We start from the raw sequence: 18,669 nt of genomic DNA on the forward strand, positions 1-18,669 counted from the left end.
CGCGCGGCACTGCGCGCGGCCCACTATTCAATCCTGTTGCTGCCGGAGCCTTCATGCCGTCTTTCGACACTGTTTGTGAACCCAACTTGCCCGAGGTCAAGAACGCAGTGGAGAACACCGCCAAGGAAATCGCCACGCGTTTCGACTTCAAGGGCACCGCGGCCTCCGTCGAACTCAAGGACAAGGAAATCACCCTGATCGGCGACGCCGAATTCCAGCTCGTCCAGGTCGAGGACATCCTGCGCGCCAAGCTGACCAAGCGCAGTGTCGACGTGCGCTTTCTCGACAAGGGCGACGTCCAGAAGATCGGCGGCGACAAGGTCAAGCAGGTGATCAAGGTCAAGAACGGCATCGAATCCGAAACTGCCAAGAAGATCCAGCGCCTGATCAAGGACAGCAAGCTCAAGGTGCAGGCGGCGATTCAGGGCGATGCCGTGCGCGTCACAGGCGCCAAACGCGACGACCTGCAAGCCGCGATGGCGCTGATCAAGAAGGACGTGCCGGACATGCCGCTGTCCTTCAACAATTTCAGAGACTGATGGCTCGCGCCCGGGTTCTCCCACTTCGCGTGGACGCCGCCCCCCTCCCCGGGAGCAATGCCTGCGGCCCGGCAAAGCCGGCTCCGCGGTATTCCTCGCATCTGATTTCCTCCCTCGTCGTCGCATTCCTTGCGGCAAGCTGCTCCCTTGCGCACGCCCAATCGGTGATGCTCACCGGCACCATCGGCAGCCGCGCGATCTTGATCGTGGACGGTGCAGCGCCAAAGACCGTGGCGGTCGGCGAGACCTTCCAGGGCGTCAAGCTCGTGTCGCTTCAGGGCGAACAGGCAACGGTCGAGGCCGGCGGCAAGCGCGTGGCCTTGCGCATGGATACACCGGTGAGCATCGGTGGCGGCGGACCGGGCGGCGGCGGGGGCACCCGCATCGTGCTGCCGGTGTCAAGCGGCGGGCATTTCATGACCCAGGGCGCGATCAATGGGCGCTCGGTCACCTTCATGCTCGACACCGGCGCTACCACGGTGGCGATGTCAGCCGCCGATGCGCAACGCATCGGCCTCGATTTCTCCAAGGGGCAGCCCGTGCGGATGAACACCGCGAACGGCGTCACGCAGGGGTATCGGGTGCGGCTGAATTCCGTGCGGGTGGGCGACGTGGAGGTCTACGACGTGGAAGCCGTCGTCTCCCAGCAGCCGATGCCCTACGTTCTGTTGGGCAACAGCTTCATCAGTCGCTTCTCCATGCGGCGCGACGCCGACCAGATGGTCTTGGAGAAGCGGTTCTAGCTTCGCCGCTCAGGCTGCGGCGGCGGTTATCACGATCTCGATCTTGTACGCGGGGTTGGCCATCGCGGCCTGCACCGTCGCGCGCGGCGGCGTGTTGCCGGCGGGAACCCACGCATCCCACACCTCGTTCATCGCGACGATCTCCGTGATGTCGGCCAGGAAGATCTGCGTCATCAGGATCCGCGATTTGTCGCTGCCCACTTCCGCCAGGAGGCGATCGATCATCCCGAGGACTTGCGCGGTCTGGCCACGGATGTCCTGCGAGGTGTCGTCGGGCACCTGGCCCGCGAGGTAGATCGTGCCGTTATGGACTGCCGTCTCGCTGAGGCGCGGACCGACGTGAAAGCGCTGGAGGGATGCCATGGGATGTTCCTATTTTTTCGAACCGAGCTTCGATTCGGTGCCGGCAGCGAGCCGGCGGATGTTTTCGCGGTGCCGCCAGATCAGCAGCAGGCTGATCGACACCAGCGCGAGAAGCACGACGAGGTCGAGCGGCCAGGCGATCTCGCCGCCGATGAGATAGTAGGCAGGCGCGAAGAAGGCCGCCACGATCGAGGCCAGCGACGAGTAACGGAAGAAGACGGCAATGATCAGCCAGGTGCTGCCGGTCGCCAGGCCCAGCAGCCAGTCGATGCCGAGCAGCGCGCCGGCCGCCGTCGCGACGCCCTTGCCGCCCTGGAAGCCGAAGAACACCGGGTAGAGGTGCCCCAGGAACGCCGCGAGCCCGGCCACTGCCGCGGTGCCCTGCCCCATGCCGAACTGCTGCCCGAAATGCTGGATCGCGAACACCGGCACCCAGCCCTTGAGCGCGTCGAGCAGCAGCGTCGCCAGCGCGGCGCCCTTGTTGCCCGAGCGCAGCACATTGGTCGCACCGGGATTCTTGCTGCCGTAGCTGCGGGGATCGGCCATGCCGAGGGCTTTGCTGACGATCACTGCAAAGGACAGCGAACCCAGCAGGTAGGACAGGACGATCGCGATCAGCGAGGGAAGATAGGAACTCACAGTGTCTCCGGGCCGGCAATCCCGGCGGCACGCCTCCGACCGAGGCAGCCGGCTATTCTGCCAGCGCGCAATGCACCGTCTTGGCGCCGAGCAGCTTGACGCAGACCTGCGGGTCGATCCCGACGAGATAGCCGCGCCGACCACCGTTGATCGCGATCTTCGGCAGTTCGAGGATGGTCGACTCGATGTACACCGGCATCTCGCGCCGCGTCCCGAAAGGCGACGTACCGCCGACGAGATAGCCGCTGTGCCGGTTCGCGACCTCGGGCTTGCAGGGCTCGACCGACTTGGCGCCGATCTGCCGCGCCAGGTTCTTGGTCGAGACCGTGCGGTTGCCGTGCATCAGGACGATCAGCGGCTTTGCATCCTGGTCCTGCATCACTAGCGTCTTGACCACGGTGAACGGGTCGAAGCCGAGCACTTCGGCGCTGTGCTGTGCGCCGCCGTGCTCGAGGTACTCGTACGGATGCTCGGTGAACGCGACGCCATTCGCCCGCAACAACTGGGTTGCGGGCGTTTCGGAGACGTGCGTCTTCTTGCTCATGGCCCGGTGCTCAGGCCGCCGGATCGCGCAGTTCCCAGCGGATCTTGTCGATTTCCGCCAGGAGTTCGGGCGACAGCGTGGTGCCCCAGGCGTCCAGGTCTTCATCGAGCTGTGCCACGGAGGTCACGCCGATGATGGTGCTCGCCACCTGCCACTTGGTGTAGCAGAAGGCCAACGCCAGCTGGGCCGGCGTCAGGCCATGGTCCTTCGCCAGGGCGTTGTAGCGACGCGCGGCCGCGAGCGCATCCGCGCGGCCCCAGCGCTGCTTGCGCACCGATTCATAGCTGGAAATGCGCGCACCCTGGGGCGCATCGGGCCCTTCGGTGCCGCCCAGGTCGTACTTGCCGGTCAGCAGGCCGAAAGCCAGCGGCGAATAAGCCAGCAGCGAGACACCGAGACGGTGCATCGTCTCGTCCAGGCCGTTCTCGTGCGTGCGGCCGATCAGGCAGTAGAAGTTCTGCACGGTCGCCACGCGCGGCAGGCCATGCTGCTCGGCGAGCCTCACGAACTCATGCACACCGTACGGCGTCTCGTTCGACAGGCCGATCGCGCGCACCTTGCCAGCCTTCACCAGCTTGCCCAGCGCTTCGAGCTGCTCATGGATCGACGTCTCGGACCGTTCCTTGGTCGGGTCGTAGTAGGTCGCGCCGAAGATCGGCACATTGCGTTCCGGCCAATGGATCTGGTAGAGGTCGATCACGTCGGTCTTCAGGCGCTTCAGGCTGCCCTCGCACGACGCGGCAATGTCGGCGGGCGTCATGCCGCCGCCTTCGCGCACCCACGGCATGCCACGTGACGGCCCGGCCACCTTGGTGGCCAGCACGATCTTCTGGCGCATGCCCGGGTTCCTGGCGAACCAGTTGCCGATGATGGTTTCGGTGGCGCCGAAGGTTTCCTTGCGGGTCGGCACCGCGTACATCTCGGCTGTGTCGATGAAGTCGACGCCGCGTTCGAACGAACGATCGAGGATGGCATGGGCAGTGGGTTCGTTGACCTGCTCGCCGAAGGTCATGGTGCCGAGGCAGATCGGCGTGACATGAAGGTCGCTCTGACCGAGTTGGATTTTTTGCATGGGCGAAATGCTACCTGCTGGCACGCCGGCGCGTTGCCGTGTGTCGTGCACCTGACTGTGCGGCTGCGCCCGCGTCCTTATCATCGGCGCCGATGTACCAAGCCCTCCGCATTTCGCGCAGCGAATTCGTTCCCGTCCGCAACCTGAGCTACCACGTGCGCATGTGGGGCGAGCCCGCACCCGCCCGGCCGCCGCTGGTGCTGCTGCATGGCTGGATGGATGTCGCGGCTTCCTGGCAGTTCGTGGTCGATGCGCTGGCCGAATCGCGCTGGATACTGGCGCCCGACTGGCGCGGCTTCGGCCTCACGGCCGGCGGCAATGTCGACAACTACTGGATGCCCGACTACCTGGCCGACCTCGACTGGCTGCTGGACCACTATGCGGGCGACGCTCCCGTTGACCTGGTCGGCCACAGCATGGGGGGCAATGTCGCCATGCAATACGCCGGCGTCCGGCCACAGCGGATTCGCCGGCTGGTGAACCTCGAAGGCTTCGGCATGCCCGCCTTCGAGCCCGAGCAGGCACCGGCACGCTACGCGAAGTGGATCGATGAACAGAAGCGTCTGCATCGTGGCGAAATGGCGCTGGCGAGCTATTCGGCGGTCGACGGCGTCGCGCGGCGCCTGATGAAGACCAATCCGCGCCTCTCCCCGGACAAGGCCGACTGGCTTGCCGCCCACTGGTCCGCCCCCCGGCCGCACGCCGATGGCAGCGACCGGTGGGAAATTCTGGGCGACCCGGCTCACAAGATCATCAACGCCCACATCTTCCGCTGCGACGAAATGCTGGCGCTGTACGCCGCCATCGCCGCGCCGGTGCTGGCGGTCGAGGCATCGGACGACAGCCTCAGCCAATGGTGGAAAGGCCGCTACACCCTGGCCGAATACCACGAGCGCCTGAAGAAGGTGCCCGACGCCCGCATCGCTCGCGTGGAGGACGCCGGCCACATGCTTCACCACGACCAGCCAGCGCGCGTGGCGTCGCTGATCGAGAACTTCCTGCTCGGCTGAAAGGCCCTTCCGCCCGCTCCGCCCCCTCCGGACCGGGCGTGGCCCGGCATGAGAAAATGCACGGTTTTCCCCGAACACCGTCAGGACACCCCATGGATGCAGAGCAAATCAACCAAATTGGCGCAACCCTCGCGGACCTGAGCGCCCGGACCTCCGATTTACGGAGGTATCTTTGACTACGATGCCAAAGCCGAACGTCTGAGGACGGTCAACGCATCGCTCGAAGATCCCAACGTCTGGAACGACCCGAAGAAAGCCCAGGAGCTGGGCAGGGAGAAGAAGTCGCTCGACGACGTGGTCGTCACGCTCGACCGGCTCACCAGCGGGCTCTCGGACAACACCGAGCTCTTCGAGATGTCGAAGGAAGAAGGCGACATGGACGGCCTTCAGGCCATCGCCGATGACGCCGCCAAGCTCGAGGCCGACATCAAGCAGCTCGAGTTCCGCCGGATGTTCAACAACCCGGCCGATCCGCTGAACGCCTTCGTCGACATCCAGGCCGGCGCCGGCGGCACCGAAGCCTGCGACTGGGCCAGCATGTTGCTGCGCCAGTACCTGAAGTACGCGGAGCGCAAGGGCTTCAAGACCCAGATCGAGGACGAGACGCCGGGCGACACCGCAGGCATCAAGGGCGCGACCATCAAGGTCGAGGGCGACTACGCCTTCGGCCTTTTGCGCACCGAAACCGGCGTGCACCGGCTCGTGCGCAAGTCGCCCTTCGACTCCTCGGGCGGGCGCCATACCAGCTTCGCGAGCATCTTCGTCTACCCGGAAATCGACGACTCGATCGAGATCGAGATCAATCCGGCCGATGTGCGCACCGACACCTTCCGCGCGAGCGGCGCAGGCGGCCAGCACATCAACAAGACCGACTCGGCCGTGCGGCTGACGCACATCCCGACCGGCATCGTGGTGCAGTGCCAGGACGGCCGCAGCCAGCACAGTAACCGCGACGTTGCGTGGAAGCGCCTGCGCTCGCGGCTGTACGACCACGAGATGCGCAAGCGCCAGGAAGAGCAGCAGAAGCTCGAGGACAGCAAGACCGACGTGGGCTGGGGCCACCAGATCCGCAGCTACGTGCTGGACAACAGCCGCATCAAGGACCTGCGCACCAACGTCGAAATCTCGGCCACGCAGAAGGTGCTGGACGGCGACCTCGACGCCTTCATCGAAGCCTCGCTCAAGCAGGGAGTCTGATGCAGGGCCCGAAGCACAAGGTGGAAGCACTGATCTTCGACATGGACGGCACCATGATCGATTCCATGCCCTGGCATGCCAGGGCATGGGTCGAGTACGGGCGCCGCAACGGCCTGACGATCGACATACCGCATTTCATGCGGCGGACCACCGGGCGCACGGGCTTCGAATGTGCGTGCGAACTCATGGGACGCGAGGTCAGCCAGGCCGAGAGCGCCGCCATCATGGAACACAAGGAATCCATCTACCGCGAGTTGTTCGGCGCGGAGTTCCGCGAAGTCGCAGGATTCCGGACCTTCGCCAGCAGCGCCGTCGCGCACGGCCTCAAGATCGCGGTGGGGACAGCCGGCGACAGGCACAACATCGCCTTCACGATGTCGAATCTGCGCATGACGCCCGCCCCGCTCGCCATCGTCGGGGGCGATGAAGGCTTCCCCGGCAAGCCCCAGCCGGCCATCTTTCTCGAAGCCGCCCGCCGCATCGGCGCGACGCCCTCGCGCTGCGTCGTCTTCGAAGACGCGCCCTTCGGCATCGAGGCCGCGCGCCGCGGCGGCATGCTCGCGGTCGCGGTCTGCACCACCCATAGCGCCTCCGAACTCGCGGGGCCGCACGTGATTGCGGCCGTGCGTGACTACAACGAACTAGCTAACTCAAACTTTCTGGAGACACTCGATGCTGTTGCGTGATGCCCAAGGCCAACCGATTGCGATCCGTCGCGAGGACTACAGCGCGCCTGCCTACTGGATCGACACCGTCGACCTCACCTTCGACCTCGACCCCGCCAAGACCCGCGTGCTCAACCGCATGCGCCTGCGTCGCAATCCCGACGTGGCGCCCGAGCCACTGCGCCTCGACGGCGACGAGCTGAACCTGGCCCGCGTGCTGGTCGACGGCCAGGGCGCATCGTTCCGCATGGACGTCGACCAACTCGTGATCGACAACCTGCCCGATGCCTTCGAACTGGAGATCTTCACCACCTGCTGCCCGGTGAAGAACACCAAGCTCATGGGCCTGTTCGTGAGCGAGGACACCTTCTTCACGCAGTGCGAGGCCGAGGGCTTCCGCCGCATCACCTACTTCCTCGACCGCCCGGACGTGATGGCGAGCTACACGGTCACGCTGCGCGCGGCCAAGGCTGCCTACCCCGTGCTGCTGTCCAACGGCAACCTGGTCGAACAGGGCGACCTGCCCGAAGGCCGGCACTTCGCGAAGTGGGTCGATCCCTTCCGCAAGCCGAGCTACCTGTTCGCGCTCGTCGCCGGCAAACTCGTTGCACGCGAGCAGCGCATCAAGGCGCGCAACGGCAGGGAGCATCTGCTGCAGGTCTACGTGCGCGCCGGCGACCTCGACAAGACCGAGCATGCGATGAACTCGCTGATCAACTCGGTGATGTGGGACGAAGCCCGCTTCGGCCTGCCGCTCGACCTCGACCGCTTCATGATCGTCGCGACCAGCGACTTCAACATGGGCGCGATGGAGAACAAGGGCCTGAACATCTTCAACACGAAGTACGTCCTCGCCAACCAGGCCACCGCCACCGACGCCGACTACAGCAACATCGAGAGCGTGGTCGGCCACGAATACTTCCACAACTGGAGCGGCGACCGCGTGACCTGCCGCGACTGGTTCCAGCTCTCGCTCAAGGAAGGCCTGACCGTCTTCCGCGACCAGGAGTTCAGCCAGGACCTGTGCGCCGATGCATCGGCGCGCGCCGTCAAGCGCATCGAGGACGTGCGCGTGCTGCGTACGGCGCAGTTCCCCGAGGATGCCGGCCCCATGGCCCACCCGGTGCGGCCCGACAGCTACATCGAGATCAGCAACTTCTACACCGTCACCATCTACGAGAAGGGTGCGGAGGTCGTCCGCATGATGCAGACGCTGGTCGGCCGCAAGGGCTTCGAGCGCGGCATCACGCTGTACTTCGAGCGCCATGATGGCCAGGCCGTGACCTGCGACGACTTTGCGCAGGCGATTGCCGATGCGAATCCCGAATCGGACCTCGCGCGCCTGCTGCCGCAGTTCAAGCGCTGGTACAGCCAGGCCGGCACGCCGCGCCTGGCCGCGCATGGCGTGTACGACGCCTCTGCGCGCAGCTACACGCTGAGCTTCGTGCAGAGTTGTGCGCCCACGCCGGGCCAGCCGTCGAAGGACCCCTTCGTGATCCCGGTCAACATCGGCCTGCTGGGCGCGGACGGCCGTGAACTGCCGCTGCAACTCGAAGGCGAATCAGGCGCGGTCGAAGGCACCCGGACCCTCGTGCTGACGCGCGCTGGCGAGCAGGTCACCTTCGTCAACATCGACGCCGAGCCAGTGCCTTCGATCCTGCGCAGCTTCAGTGCGCCGGTGATCCTCGACTACGAGTACACCGACGCCCAGTTGCTCACCCTGCTGGCCAACGATCCCGATCCGTTCAACCGCTGGGAAGCGGGCCAGCGCCTCGCGCTGCGCGCCGCGGTGCGCGCCATCGCGACGCCGCCGGCCGGCACCCACGAGTTGCCGCTGAACGACGCCTTCGTCGACGCGATGCGCGGCGTGCTGCGCCATCCGACGCTCGACGCCGCGTTCAAGGAACTCGTGCTCACGCTGCCTTCGGAAACCTACATCGCCGAGCAGCTGGAAGTGGTCGACCCGCAGCGCGTGCACGTCGTGCGCGAAGCCATGCGCGCACAACTCGCTACCGCCCTCTTCGCCGACTGGGAGCATGTGTACGAGCAGAACCGCGACACCGGCGCCTACACGCCCGACCCGGTCTCGTCGGGCCGCCGCGCACTGGCCGGCATCGCGCTGACCCACCTGTGCCTTGCCGCGCGCGCCACGGGCGACACGGTCTGGCCGGGCAAGACGCTCCAGCGCTTCAAGGACGCGGGCAACATGACCGATCGCTTCAACGCCCTCAACGCGCTGGTCGCTTCCGGCCACGCATTGGCGGCACAGGCACTCGCTCGCTTCCACGAGATCTTCAAGAACGAAGCGCTCGTGATCGACAAGTGGTTCTCGCTGCAGGCCGGCGCACCCGACCGCGGCGGCGACATCCTGCCGCTGGTGAAGCAGCTGATGAAGCACCCGGATTTCTCCATCAAGAACCCGAACCGCGCCCGCAGCGTGATCTTCAGCTATTGCAGCGCCAACCCCGGCGCACTGCACCGCCCCGATGCGGCCGGCTATGTGTTCTGGAGCGACCGCGTGATCGAGCTCGACGCGATCAATCCGCAGGTTGCAGCGCGCCTCGCGCGAGCGCTCGACCGCTGGAGCAAGCTGGCCGAACCCTATCGCAGCGCCGCACGCGAAGCCATCGCCCGCGTCGCCGCCCGACCCGACCTCAGCAAGGACACGCACGAAGTCGTTACGCGTGCCCTGACGGCCTGACCTATCAAGGACCCCCAATACATGGCTCAACAGAAGATCTCACTCACCCGCTACCTCGTCGAACAGCAACGCGCCGACGGCCTCATCCCCGGCCAGCTGCGTCTGCTGCTCGAAGTGGTCGCACGCGCCTGCAAGAGCATCAGCCAGGCCGTCAACAAGGGCGCGCTCGGCGGCGTGCTCGGCACGGCCGAGAGCGAGAACGTGCAGGGCGAGGTGCAGAAGAAGCTCGACATCATCGCCAACGAAGTACTCATTGAGGCCAACGAATGGGGCGGCCATCTCGCCGCGATGGCGAGCGAGGAAATGGACAGCATCTACGTCGTGCCCAACCGCTATCCGCAAGGCGAGTACCTGCTGCTGTTCGATCCCCTCGACGGCTCGAGCAACATCGACGTGAACGTGAGCATCGGCACCATCTTCAGCGTGCTCAAGAAGCCGGACGACACGCCCGGCGTGCAGGAGGCCGACTTCCTGCAGGCAGGCAGCAAGCAGGTCGCGGCCGGCTACTGTATCTATGGCCCGCAGACCACGCTGGTGCTGACTGTCGGCAGCGGCGTCGCGATGTTCACGCTCGACCGCGAGCAGGGTTCCTTCATGCTGACGCAAGAAGACATCCAGATCCCGGCCGACACCAGGGAATTCGCGATCAACATGAGCAACATGCGCCACTGGGACGCCCCGGTGAAGCGCTACATCGACGAATGCCTCGCCGGCAAGGAAGGTCCGCGCGGCAAGGACTTCAATATGCGCTGGATTGCCAGCATGGTGGCCGACGTGCACCGCATCCTGATGCGCGGCGGCGTCTTCATGTACCCCTGGGACAAGCGTGAGCCCGAGAAGGCCGGCAAGTTGCGCCTGATGTACGAGGCCAACCCCATGAGCTGGATCGTCGAACAGGCGGGTGGCGCCTCCACCAACGGCAAGAAGCGCATCCTCGACCTGGAGCCGTCGAAGCTCCACGAACGCGTGGCTGTTGTGTTGGGGTCAAAAAATGAGGTCGAGCGGCTGACTCGCTATCACGACCCGCTATAATCGAGGGCTTAGCCGGTGTAGCTCAGTCGGTAGAGCAGCTCATTCGTAATGAGAAGGTCGGGTGTTCGATTCATCTCTCCGGCACCAATCGAAGCAAGAAGGTCTGTTACCACCCCGGTAGCAGACCTTTTTTGTTGATCACGTACAGCCGCGTATGTGGTTGAACTCGTCGCCTGGACTGGCGCCAGGTCCTACACGTCGCATGCCATTCCGTTCGCAACCTTTTTCCTTGTTTCGCAAAAAATTCCCGCTCGTGCGCCATGGCGGCGCCGCCCTCCTCGCCCTGGCGCTCAGCGCCTGCGGCGGCAAGAGTGCAGACACGCCGGTCACCGGCGCCGTGCCGGCGACGCCCGGCGTGGTCGCCGCCGCCCGGCCGATGCCCGACAAGACCTCCGCCGACTGCTCCGTGGTGTTCTACGGCGACTCGATCCTCAACGGCTCCTACGTCAAGGAAGAGTTGTCCATGCGCCACGCGCGCCATCCTGCTGCTGAACTCAAGGCGCAGCGCCCGGCCTGGCGTATCGACGACCGCACCGTGCCGGGCCAGTCCCTGGCGAAGGTGGCCAAGGGATTCCACGGCGATCCGAGGGACGCCCGCGTGGTCGTGATCGAAAGCGGCATTGCCGAGGGCTGGTCCGGCGGTACGGTGCTGACCCACTTGCCTTGGATGATCGAAGCCGTGCGCTTCGAGGGGAAGATTCCGGTGCTGACCGGCTACTCCCGGCAGACGCCGAATGCCTTCATGACGCCGGACAAGCTGGCGGGCCGCGACCGCATCGACGACGAAGCGAAGCGGCTGGCGCGCGACATGGACGTCGAGTTCGCCGATTTCGGATCGGCCGGTCCGGCCGAGCTCATCGACGACGTGCATCCGACCCAGGAGTACAGCCTGCGTTTGACCGCCAAGCTGATCGAGGCGCTCGACCGCGTGGCGCCGGAATGCAGCCACCACTGATCCCGCAGCCCTTGAGCATTCGGGCATGGCAGCGCGCCCCGACGCGCTGACCCTACACTGCCCCCTCATGGAGTTGCGACAGCTACGTTATTTCGTCAAGGTCTGCGAGCTACGCAGCATGGGCCGCGCGGCGGTCGAGCTGGGTGTGGTCACCTCGGCCCTGAGCCAGCAGATCAGCCGCCTCGAAGGCGAACTCAGCACCCGCCTGCTGCAACGCGCATCGACGGGTGTCACGCCGACCGACGCGGGCGTGGCCTTCCTGCACCAGGCCCAGCTCACGCTGCGCCATGCCGACGACGCGGTTCGCGCCGCGCAGCAGGCGCGCCTCTCGGGCCACGTGAGCGTGGGGCTGGCGCCGACCACGGCTTCGGTGCTCGGCGTGCCGCTCATGCAGGCGATGCGCGAGCGCTACCCGGATGTGCGGCTGCACCTGGTGGAGTCGCTCTCCGGCCACCTCGCAACGATGCTCGAGGCGCGGCAACTCGATCTCGCCGTGCTGTTCCAGACGGACACGCCGCGCCGCTGGAGCGTCTCCCCCCTGCTCGACGAAAAACTGTATGTGATCGCGTCGCCCCTCCTGGCAAAACGACCGGCCGGTGCCAAGGTGCGCCTGTCGCAGTTGGCCGGCGTGCCGCTCATCCTGCCCAGCTCAGGCCATGGATTGCGCGCGACGCTCACGGCCGCCTTCGCGCGGGCGCGCGTCGAGCCGGCCGTCGTCGCGGAAATCGACGGCCTCGCCCTCCTGATGGATGCGGTGCTCGCCGGCCAGGGCGCGACCATCCAGCCCGGCGCCGCGACCGCGCGCCACCCCGCGGGCGACGTGCACCTCAGCCAGATCACCGACGCGCACGTCGGCCGCCGCAACCTGCTGGTGAGCCTCTCCGACGACGAACTCTCCCCCGCCGCGCTGGCGACCCGCGTGGTGGTGGCCGACACGGCGCGTGCACTGGTGCGCGAGGGCCGTTGGGCCGGCGCGAGTCTTCTCGAAAACTGAACACCTGTTGCCCGATCCGCTCTTTCGCGTGAAGGGCCGACTCCCTACAGTCTCCTGACCCCACAAGGAGACACAACGTGATCGATGTACTGGTCGTCGGCGGCGGCAATGCTGCGCTGTGCGCCGCGCTCATGGCGCGAGAGGCCGGCGCCAGCGTCCTTCTGCTCGAAGCCTCGCCGCGCGAATGGCGAGGCGGCAACTCGCAGCACACACGCAACCTGCGCTGCATGCACGATGCCCCGCAGGACGTTCTGGTCGACGCCTACCCTGAAGAGGAGTACTGGCAGGACCTGCTGAAGGTCACGGGCGGCCAGACCGATGAGCACCTCGCTCGCATGGCGATCCGCGCGTCCTCCAACTGCCGCGACTGGATGCGAAGCCACGGCGTGCATTTCCAGCCACCGCTGTCGGGGGCACTGCACGTGGCGCGCACCAATGCCTTCTTCATGGGCGGCGGCAAGGCCCTGGTCAATGCCTACTTCCGCAGCGCGGAGGCGCTGGGCGTGCAGGTGCGCTACGACACGCCGGTGGTGTCGGTGGAAATGCAGGAGGGCCGCTTCGTCGCGGTCCGCACCGCCGCCGGCGAACGCATTGCCGCTCGCGCCTGCGTACTGGCGGCGGGCGGCTTCGAGTCGAACATCGAGTGGCTGCGCGAGGCCTGGGGCCAGAACGAGCGTGGCGAATGGCCCGCCGACAACTTCCTGATTCGCGGCACCCGCTTCAACATGGGCGTTCTGCTCAAGCACATGATCGACGCCGGCGCGGACGCGATTGGCGATCCGACGCAGGCGCACATGGTCGCCATCGACGCGCGCGCACCGCTCTACGACGGCGGCATCTGCACGCGCATCGACTGCGTGTCGCTGGGCGTGGTGGTCAACCGGCACGCCGAGCGCTTCTACGACGAGGGCGAGGACTTCTGGCCCAAGCGCTATGCCATCTGGGGGCGGCTCGTCGCACAGCAGCCGGACCAGATCGCCTGGTCGATCATCGACGCCAAGGCCGTGGGCCGCTTCATGCCGCCGGTGTTCCCGGGCACGCGGGCGGACTCGCTGCCGGAGCTTGCGCGACAGCTCGGGCTCGACGAGGCACGCTTCACCGCCACGGTCGAGGCCTACAACGCCGCCTGCCGCACGGGCACCTTCGATCACACGCAACTCGACGACTGCCACACCGAAGGACTCTCGCCCGCCAAGACGCACTGGGCGCGCCCGATCGACACCGCGCCCTTCTACGGTTATGCGCTGCGGCCCGGCATCACCTTCACCTACCTGGGCCTGAAGGTCAACGAGGACTCCGCGGTGCACTTCGACGGCGTGCCGAGCGACAACCTCTTCGTCGCCGGCGAAATGATGGCCGGCAACGTGCTCGGCAAGGGCTACACGGCCGGCGTCGGCATGGCCATCGGCACTGCATTCGGCCGCATCGCCGGCACTCGCGCGGCCGAGGCAGCCGCCCACGCCAAGACGGCCAGAACGGACCACCATGCAACAGCTTGAAGCCCTGACACGCGAAGCCGCGTCGCTCGCCGCCGGCGGGCGCACCGTCATACCCATCCTCACCGCGAACGAAACCGAAGTCGCGCGGCAGATGCAGATCTGCAATGCCTGCCGCTACTGCGAGGGCTTCTGCGCGGTCTTCCCCGCAATGACCCGCCGGCTCGAGTTCGGCAAGGCCGACATCCACTTTCTCGCGAACCTGTGCCACAACTGCGGCGCCTGCCTGCATGCCTGCCAGTACGCGCCGCCGCACGAATTCGCCGTCAACGTGCCGAAGGCCATGGCCGAAGTGCGCGGGCAGACCTATGTCGACTACGCGTGGCCGCCGGCTCTGGGCAAGCTGTACCAGCGCAACGGGCTCACCCTGTCGCTCGCGGTGGCGGCCGGGCTGGCACTGTTCCTGATCATGGCCGTTGCGATGAACGGCACGCTGTGGGGAGGCAAGCTTCAGGGCAACTTCTACAACCTCTTCCCGCACAACCTGCTGGTCAGCCTGTTCGCGCCCGTTTTCCTGTTCGCTGCGCTGGCACTGACCATGGGCGTGCGCCGCTTCTGGCGCGACGTGACGCCCGCCACCAGCGGTGCGCCACTGAGCGCTCCCGCTGCCGCCGAGGCCACCGATGCGGTGCTGCGGCTGAAGTACCTCGACGGCGGACACGGCCAAGGCTGCAACAACGAGGACGACGCGTACACGCTCTCGCGCCGGCGCTTCCACCACTTCACCTTCTACGGCTTCATGCTGTGCTTTGCCGCGACCGCGCTGGCGACGGTCTACCACTACGTGTTCGGCTGGGTCGCGCCCTATGACCTGCCCAGCCTGCCGAAGCTGCTGGGCGTGGCCGGCGGGCTGAGCCTGCTGGTCGGCACCGCAGGGCTGTGGAACCTGAACCGCCGTCGCCATCCCTCGCACGGCGACGTGGCCCAGAAGCCGATGGACCTCGGCTTCATCGCTCTGCTCTTCCTGACCAGCGCCACCGGCCTCGGGTTGTGGCTGGGCCGCGGCACACCCGCGCTGGCCGTGCTGCTCTGCCTGCACCTGGGCGCGGTGATGGCGCTGTTCGCCACGCTCCCCTACGGCAAGTTCGCGCACGGCATCTTCCGCACCGCCTCGCTGCTGCGCCACGCGATCGAGAAGCGCCAACCCAACCCGATCGGGCTGGGCGCCGACTGAACAACACAAGACGACAACCACTCCGGAGATCACGATGAACAAACGCCAACTGCTGAGCGCCATGACGCTGGCCATCGCCACCTTGCCGCTGGCAGGCATCGGCCACGCGCAGGATTTCCCGCCTTCGAAGCCGGTCACGCTGGTCGTCGGTTTCGCGCCTGGCGGTGCAGCCGATGCCGCAGCGCGCCTGATCGCCAAGAAGCTGGCCGAGAACATCGGCCAGAGCGTAGTGGTCGACAACAAGGCCGGCGCCGGCGGCAACATCGCGCACCAGCAAGTGGCCGCCGCTCCCGCCGATGGCTCCGTGCTGCTGTTCGGCTCGATCGGCCCGCTGACCATTGCGCCGCACGTGATGAAGGTCAGCTACGACCCGTTCAAGGATCTGGCGGCGGTGTCCGGCGGCGTGAACTTTCCGAACGTGCTCGTGGTTCACCAGGGCGTGGGCGTCAAGAACCTCGCGGAGTTCGTCGCGCTGGCCAAGAAGAAGCAGGGCGGCGTGGACTTCGCGTCCACCGGCGCTGGCTCGGCCTCGCACCTGGCGGGCGAATTGTTCAACCAACGCGCCGGCGTCGACATGGTGCACGTGCCGTACAAGGGCGGCGCGCCCGCGCTCACCGACCTGCTCGGCCAGCGGATCGCTTCGTACTTCTCCGCGCCGCCGACCGCGATGCCCTACGTGGAGGCCGGCAAGCTGATCCCCCTCGCGACCACGGGTCTGAAGCGCCCGGCGTACCTGCCCAACATCCCGACGGTGGCCGAATCGGGCTACCCCGGTTTCGAGGCGCTGAACTGGTACGCCTTCGTCGCGCCCGGCAAGACCCCGGCCCCGATCCTCGACCGCTGGAACGTCGAGATCGTCAAGGTGCTCAACGACCCCGGCGTCAAGGATGCCCTGAACAAGCACGGCCTGACCCCGCAGCCGACCTCGCGCGCCGAACTCACGGCGTTCATGAGAAGCGAGGACGCCAAGTGGAGCGCCATCGTCCGGGAGCGGAAGATCACGGCCAACTGAGGCCCGAGCCGCACTCGGGCGCTCGTTCGCGCGTTCAGTGCTTGCGCTGCGTCTGCTCGTAGACGCGCGGCTGCGTCAGCACCTCGTGGCGCAGGGCCTGCTCCAACTCCACCTCGGTCATCAGCTTGCGCCGCAGCACGACCTCGCGCACGTTGGTTCCGTTGGCGTAGGCCTCGGCAGCGACCTCGGTCGCTTCCTTGTAGCCGATGATCGGATTGAGCGCGGTCACGAGCGCGATGGAGCGCTCGATGCTTTCCTTCAGGCGATCGGGGTTGGCCGTGATGCCGCGAACGCAGCGCTCGCCCAAGGTGTTGCAGGCATTGGTCAGGTGCTTGAAGCTGCGGAACAGCGCCGTCGCGATGATCGGCTCGAAGGCATTGAGCTGCAGTTGCCCGGCCTCCGCGGCAAAGGTCACCGTGAGGTCGTTGCCGAACACTTCGAACGCGACCTGGTTCACCACCTCGGGGATCACCGGGTTCACCTTGCCCGGCATGATGGACGAGCCCGCCTGCATCGGCGGCAGATTGATCTCGCCCAGGCCCGAGCGCGGGCCGCTCGACAGCAGCCGCAAGTCATTGCAGGTCTTCGACAACTTCACGGCGATGCGCTTGAGCACGCCGGAGAGCTGCACGAAGGCACCGCAATCCTGCGTCGCCTCGATCAGGTTCGGCGCCGTGCTGAGCTCGATGCCGGTGATGCGCACCAGTGATTTCAGCGCCTTGGCCGCGTACTCGGGATGCGCGGTGATGCCGGTGCCGATGGCCGTCGCGCCGAGGTTGATCTCCCGTATCAGCAAGGACGCTTCGCGCAGGCGCGCCATGTCCTCTTCCAGCATCACGGCGTAGGTCGAGAACTCCTGTCCCAGCGTCATCGGCACGGCGTCCTGCAACTGGGTGCGGCCGATCTTCAGCAGCGGCGCGAACTCGACCGCCTTCTCGGCGAAGTCGCCGCGCAGCCGGTCCATCGCGACGAGCAGGCGGTCGATCGCAAAGCAGGTCGCGATGCGCAGCGAGGTCGGATAGACGTCGTTGGTGCTCTGCGCCATGTTGACGTCTTCGTTCGGGTGCAGGTGGTGGTATTCGCCGCGCTGGTGCCCGAGGATCTCCAGCGCCCGGTTGCAGATCACCTCGTTGGCGTTCATGTTGGTCGAGGTGCCGGCCCCGCCCTGGATCATGTCGACGACGAACTGGTCGCGCAGCGCGCCTTTTCGGATCTCCTCGCAGGCGGCGACGATGGCGTTGAGCTTGGCCTCGGGCAGCAGTCCCAGTTCGGCATTGGCCTCGGCCGCCGCCTGCTTCACCGACGCCAGCGCGGTCACGAGTTCAGGATAGGCGGAGATAGTCGTTCCCGAGATCTGGAAGTTCTCCTGCGCGCGCAGCGTGTGCACGCCGTAGTACACCTCGGCAGGCACCTCGCGGTCGCCAAGCAGATCGTGTTCGATGCGGAATTGGCTCATGGCGTTCTTTCGTTGGTGCCCGGCGTGCGAGCGATGTCTCCGAAGCGAGTTATCCATGAATGCCGCGCTGCGGTCAATGCGCCAGCGCCCGATGCCTTCCCGCCTCAGTCGTGCATCAGTTCCCCGATCAGTTCCCGCACGATCGACAATCCCGGCGCCTCGGTGCGCCGGCGCAGCGTCACCAAGCCGAAGCGCGCAACTCTTTCGATCGGCGGCGTCATCTTCAGCTCGACCAGATCGGGCGCGGCCGCGCGAATCGCCAGCAGCACGGCATCGCTCTGGCGGGCCACGTCGACCAGGCTGGCGACCTCCTCGCACTGCAGGGTCACGCAATGTTCCGGATGCGCGTCGGGGCCGTAGGTCTCGATCAGGCTTCGCGCCACCTCCTCGCTTAGCGGCGTGGAGGCGATCGGATAGCGCTGCACGGCCTCGAAGGTCACGCCCTTGCGCAGGCGCGTCAGCGGATGGCCGCGGCGGCACATGAAGACGCCCCGCATCTCGCGCAGCTCGCTCACCTGCAGGTCGGCAGCAGGATCCAGCGATCGGGCATCGACCACCAGCGCATCGAGCGTTCGTGCGCGCAGGGCTTGCGCCAGCAGGTCGGTGCCGCCCCGCGCCACGACCACACGCACCTTGGGATGCCGCGTCGCCATGCGCATCAGCAGCGGCGTCATCAGCATCGCGCCGGGGCCCGAGCCCATGCCGATGCGAAGCACGCCGCCCTGCCCCTCGCGCATCTGGCGGCCGCTGTCGCGCAGCTCGCCGGCCTCGAACACCAGCTGACGTGCGCGCGCCACCACCTCGTGGCCGAAAGACGTGAGCTCGCTGCGCCGCCCGACGCGGTCGAACAGGGGCATGCCGAGTTCGTCCTCCAGCGCGCGGATGCTGCGGCTGAGCGCCGGCTGCGTGATGTACATCGCCTGCGCGGACTTGCTGAACGAGCCGCTCTCCGCGAGCGCGATCAGGTGGCGGAGTTGCACGAGCGTCATGGCGTGCCTTTTCCATATGTATGCATTGGAGTAATGCTAATCCCAACAACAATGCATTGGATGTTCTTTTGCAGCGCTCCTACGATGC

18 protein-coding genes and 1 tRNA gene are annotated in these 18,669 nt (G+C 66.5%); 13 read left to right on the top strand and 6 right to left on the bottom strand.

Going from position 1 to position 18,669, the window contains the following annotated elements; genetic code table 11:
- Window positions 1-53 precede the first annotated feature (53 nt).
- The gene (locus QTH90_RS09125) at window positions 54-539 is read left to right on the top strand and encodes a YajQ family cyclic di-GMP-binding protein (RefSeq protein WP_286566971.1); all 486 of its coding nucleotides are present in this window, start codon (window positions 54-56) and stop codon (window positions 537-539) included.
- A 167-nt stretch (window positions 540-706) separates the two neighbouring features.
- The gene (locus QTH90_RS09130; protein WP_444814698.1) at window positions 707-1,282 is read left to right on the top strand and encodes a retropepsin-like aspartic protease family protein; all 576 of its coding nucleotides are present in this window, start codon (window positions 707-709) and stop codon (window positions 1,280-1,282) included.
- 9 nt (window positions 1,283-1,291) lie between these two features.
- Here QTH90_RS09130 and QTH90_RS09135 read toward each other — a convergent pair whose 3' ends face one another.
- The 4 genes from QTH90_RS09135 to QTH90_RS09150 are packed head-to-tail and all read right to left on the bottom strand — an operon-like array spanning window position 1,292 to window position 3,900.
- Window positions 1,292-1,645 (bottom strand): RidA family protein, encoded by a 354-nt coding sequence (locus tag QTH90_RS09135; protein WP_286664141.1) that lies wholly within the window; start codon window positions 1,643-1,645, stop codon window positions 1,292-1,294.
- A gap of 9 nt (window positions 1,646-1,654) precedes the next feature.
- Window positions 1,655-2,284, bottom strand: a complete 630-nt coding sequence (plsY, locus tag QTH90_RS09140) for a glycerol-3-phosphate 1-O-acyltransferase PlsY (protein WP_286664142.1) — start codon at window positions 2,282-2,284, stop codon at window positions 1,655-1,657.
- Window positions 2,285-2,336: 52 nt separating this feature from the next.
- The gene (locus QTH90_RS09145) at window positions 2,337-2,828 is read right to left on the bottom strand and encodes an aminoacyl-tRNA deacylase (RefSeq protein ID WP_286664143.1); all 492 of its coding nucleotides are present in this window, start codon (window positions 2,826-2,828) and stop codon (window positions 2,337-2,339) included.
- Between the two features lie 10 nt (window positions 2,829-2,838).
- Window positions 2,839-3,900 carry an aldo/keto reductase gene (locus QTH90_RS09150; protein WP_286664144.1) on the bottom strand — a complete coding sequence of 354 codons (1,062 nt, stop codon included), beginning with the start codon at window positions 3,898-3,900 and terminating at the stop codon, window positions 2,839-2,841.
- 92 nt (window positions 3,901-3,992) lie between these two features.
- On the opposite strand from QTH90_RS09150, the gene QTH90_RS09155 reads away from it, so the two are divergent.
- The 11 genes from QTH90_RS09155 to QTH90_RS09205 all read left to right on the top strand — a co-directional run bounded on the left by QTH90_RS09155 (window position 3,993) and on the right by QTH90_RS09205 (window position 16,136).
- Window positions 3,993-4,910, top strand: a complete 918-nt coding sequence (locus tag QTH90_RS09155; protein WP_286664145.1) for an alpha/beta fold hydrolase — start codon at window positions 3,993-3,995, stop codon at window positions 4,908-4,910.
- A gap of 92 nt (window positions 4,911-5,002) precedes the next feature.
- Window positions 5,003-6,107 (top strand): peptide chain release factor 2 gene (gene prfB, locus QTH90_RS09160; protein WP_286664146.1). Its coding sequence is split into 2 segments (ribosomal slippage): window positions 5,003-5,083 and window positions 5,085-6,107, totalling 1,104 coding nucleotides; the frame shifts between segments, so codons are not numbered across the junction.
- Window positions 6,107-6,793, top strand: coding sequence for an HAD family hydrolase (locus QTH90_RS09165; RefSeq protein WP_286664147.1), 687 nt, complete (start codon window positions 6,107-6,109; stop codon window positions 6,791-6,793). The genes prfB and QTH90_RS09165 overlap by 1 nt, the downstream gene beginning before the upstream one ends.
- Window positions 6,780-9,473, top strand: a complete 2,694-nt coding sequence (gene pepN / locus QTH90_RS09170) for an aminopeptidase N (protein WP_286664148.1) — start codon at window positions 6,780-6,782, stop codon at window positions 9,471-9,473. Before QTH90_RS09165 ends, pepN begins: the two co-directional genes overlap by 14 nt.
- 21 nt (window positions 9,474-9,494) lie before the next feature.
- Window positions 9,495-10,505, top strand: a complete 1,011-nt coding sequence (locus QTH90_RS09175; RefSeq protein WP_286664149.1) for a class 1 fructose-bisphosphatase — start codon at window positions 9,495-9,497, stop codon at window positions 10,503-10,505.
- Window positions 10,506-10,516: 11 nt separating this feature from the next.
- Window positions 10,517-10,592: transfer RNA gene (locus tag QTH90_RS09180), tRNA-Thr, on the top strand.
- A 142-nt stretch (window positions 10,593-10,734) separates the two neighbouring features.
- On the top strand, window positions 10,735-11,460 hold the full coding sequence (locus tag QTH90_RS09185; RefSeq protein ID WP_286664150.1) for an SGNH/GDSL hydrolase family protein: 726 nt from the start codon (window positions 10,735-10,737) through the stop codon (window positions 11,458-11,460).
- A gap of 67 nt (window positions 11,461-11,527) precedes the next feature.
- Window positions 11,528-12,454 carry a LysR family transcriptional regulator gene (locus QTH90_RS09190; RefSeq protein WP_286664513.1) on the top strand — a complete coding sequence of 309 codons (927 nt, stop codon included), beginning with the start codon at window positions 11,528-11,530 and terminating at the stop codon, window positions 12,452-12,454.
- Between the two features lie 77 nt (window positions 12,455-12,531).
- Window positions 12,532-13,953 carry an FAD-dependent tricarballylate dehydrogenase TcuA gene (tcuA, locus tag QTH90_RS09195; protein ID WP_286664151.1) on the top strand — a complete coding sequence of 474 codons (1,422 nt, stop codon included), beginning with the start codon at window positions 12,532-12,534 and terminating at the stop codon, window positions 13,951-13,953.
- Complete coding sequence (gene tcuB, locus QTH90_RS09200) at window positions 13,940-15,124, top strand: tricarballylate utilization 4Fe-4S protein TcuB (RefSeq protein ID WP_286664152.1); 1,185 nt, start codon at window positions 13,940-13,942, stop codon at window positions 15,122-15,124. Before tcuA ends, tcuB begins: the two co-directional genes overlap by 14 nt.
- 34 nt (window positions 15,125-15,158) lie before the next feature.
- Window positions 15,159-16,136: a Bug family tripartite tricarboxylate transporter substrate binding protein gene (locus QTH90_RS09205; protein WP_444814699.1), complete on the top strand. Its 978-nt coding sequence runs from the start codon at window positions 15,159-15,161 to the stop codon at window positions 16,134-16,136.
- Window positions 16,137-16,170: 34 nt separating this feature from the next.
- On the opposite strand, the gene aspA is transcribed toward QTH90_RS09205, so the two are convergent.
- Together aspA and QTH90_RS09215 are read right to left on the bottom strand one after the other, a co-directional pair.
- Window positions 16,171-17,592, bottom strand: a complete 1,422-nt coding sequence (gene aspA / locus QTH90_RS09210; RefSeq protein ID WP_286664153.1) for an aspartate ammonia-lyase — start codon at window positions 17,590-17,592, stop codon at window positions 16,171-16,173.
- Window positions 17,593-17,696: 104 nt separating this feature from the next.
- Window positions 17,697-18,581: a LysR family transcriptional regulator gene (locus QTH90_RS09215; RefSeq protein ID WP_286664154.1), complete on the bottom strand. Its 885-nt coding sequence runs from the start codon at window positions 18,579-18,581 to the stop codon at window positions 17,697-17,699.
- Between the last annotated feature and the right edge of the window lie 88 nt (window positions 18,582-18,669).

The organism is Variovorax flavidus, from assembly GCF_030317145.1.
GTDB classification, from domain to species: Bacteria; Pseudomonadota; Gammaproteobacteria; order Burkholderiales; family Burkholderiaceae_C; genus Variovorax; species Variovorax flavidus.

Coding starts and splice junctions, on each gene's coding strand:
- QTH90_RS09125 (WP_286566971.1), top strand. CDS start 54: ATGCCGTCTTTCGACACTGTTTGTGAACCCAACTTGCCCGAGGTCAAG.
- QTH90_RS09130 (WP_444814698.1), top strand. CDS start 707: ATGCTCACCGGCACCATCGGCAGCCGCGCGATCTTGATCGTGGACGGT.
- QTH90_RS09135 (WP_286664141.1), bottom strand. CDS start 1,645: ATGGCATCCCTCCAGCGCTTTCACGTCGGTCCGCGCCTCAGCGAGACG.
- QTH90_RS09145 (WP_286664143.1), bottom strand. CDS start 2,828: ATGAGCAAGAAGACGCACGTCTCCGAAACGCCCGCAACCCAGTTGTTG.
- QTH90_RS09150 (WP_286664144.1), bottom strand. CDS start 3,900: ATGCAAAAAATCCAACTCGGTCAGAGCGACCTTCATGTCACGCCGATC.
- QTH90_RS09155 (WP_286664145.1), top strand. CDS start 3,993: ATGTACCAAGCCCTCCGCATTTCGCGCAGCGAATTCGTTCCCGTCCGC.
- QTH90_RS09165 (WP_286664147.1), top strand. CDS start 6,107: ATGCAGGGCCCGAAGCACAAGGTGGAAGCACTGATCTTCGACATGGAC.
- pepN (WP_286664148.1), top strand. CDS start 6,780: ATGCTGTTGCGTGATGCCCAAGGCCAACCGATTGCGATCCGTCGCGAG.
- QTH90_RS09175 (WP_286664149.1), top strand. CDS start 9,495: ATGGCTCAACAGAAGATCTCACTCACCCGCTACCTCGTCGAACAGCAA.
- QTH90_RS09190 (WP_286664513.1), top strand. CDS start 11,528: ATGGAGTTGCGACAGCTACGTTATTTCGTCAAGGTCTGCGAGCTACGC.
- tcuB (WP_286664152.1), top strand. CDS start 13,940: ATGCAACAGCTTGAAGCCCTGACACGCGAAGCCGCGTCGCTCGCCGCC.
- QTH90_RS09205 (WP_444814699.1), top strand. CDS start 15,159: ATGAACAAACGCCAACTGCTGAGCGCCATGACGCTGGCCATCGCCACC.
- aspA (WP_286664153.1), bottom strand. CDS start 17,592: ATGAGCCAATTCCGCATCGAACACGATCTGCTTGGCGACCGCGAGGTG.
- QTH90_RS09215 (WP_286664154.1), bottom strand. CDS start 18,581: ATGACGCTCGTGCAACTCCGCCACCTGATCGCGCTCGCGGAGAGCGGC.